Annotated in this window: 7 tRNA genes; all 7 read right to left on the bottom strand. The window is 50.5% G+C overall.

From position 1 onward, the window contains the following. Positions 1-51 precede the first annotated feature (51 nt). Positions 52-126, bottom strand: a tRNA-Gly gene (locus M3636_RS29025). A gap of 8 nt (positions 127-134) precedes the next feature. Further along, positions 135-222: transfer RNA gene (locus M3636_RS29020), tRNA-Leu, on the bottom strand. Positions 223-234: 12 nt separating this feature from the next. Next, a tRNA-Lys gene (locus M3636_RS29015) sits at positions 235-307 on the bottom strand. 7 nt (positions 308-314) lie between these two features. Continuing rightward, positions 315-389: transfer RNA gene (locus M3636_RS29010), tRNA-Gln, on the bottom strand. Between the two features lie 9 nt (positions 390-398). Next, positions 399-474 (bottom strand) — tRNA-His (locus M3636_RS29005). A gap of 96 nt (positions 475-570) precedes the next feature. Then, a tRNA-Thr gene (locus M3636_RS29000) sits at positions 571-646 on the bottom strand. 24 nt (positions 647-670) lie between these two features. Then, positions 671-748 (bottom strand) — tRNA-Asp (locus tag M3636_RS28995). Between the last annotated feature and the right edge of the window lie 48 nt (positions 749-796).

Genomic DNA, 796 nt, shown 5'->3' with positions numbered 1-796 from the left:
CTTTTGATTCGTAGTCAAACGCTCTATCCAGCTGAGCTAAGGGCGCAAATATGGAGCGGAAGACGGGAATCGAACCCGCGACCCTCGCCTTGGCAAGGCGATGCTCTACCGCTGAGCCACTTCCGCATAATAATTGGTGCGGTCGAGAGGACTCGAACCTCCACGGGGGGTTAGCCCACACGGACCTGAACCGTGCGCGTCTGCCAATTCCGCCACGACCGCAAAATATAAAAGTGAGTCATGAAGGGCTCGAACCTTCGACACCCTGATTAAAAGTCAGGTGCTCTACCAACTGAGCTAATGACTCAAGTAAATGGCTGGGGATATAGGATTTGAACCTATGCATGACGGAGTCAAAGTCCGTTGCCTTACCGCTTGGCTAATCCCCAATGAGATAATGGGGCGATCGAGGGGAATTGAACCCCCGAATGCCGGATCCACAAACCGGTGCGTTAACCACTTCGCCACGATCGCCATAGTTACATCTCATAACTTGCTTAGAGTAATTCAGTATACCCATCTTTATCTTAAATATACATGCTATTCCAGACTCAGATGTTAAGGTACAAATGGTGCCGGCGAGAGGACTTGAACCCCCAACCTACTGATTACAAGTCAGTTGCTCTACCAGTTGAGCTACACCGGCACGGTGTAAGGTGGAATTTAAAAATGGCGGAACCGACGGGATTCGAACCCGCGATCTCCTGCGTGACAGGCAGGCATGTTAGGCCAACTACACCACGGTTCCAGATCACTTTCGTAAGAAAGTATAATTGCGGGGGCAGGATTTGAACCT

Source organism: Paenibacillus sp. MER 99-2, assembly GCF_023714095.1.
Lineage (GTDB): Bacteria > Bacillota > Bacilli > Paenibacillales > Paenibacillaceae > Paenibacillus.
Note: the sequence above shows the minus strand (reverse complement) of the source record. Positions and strands in the feature narration are given on the sequence as shown.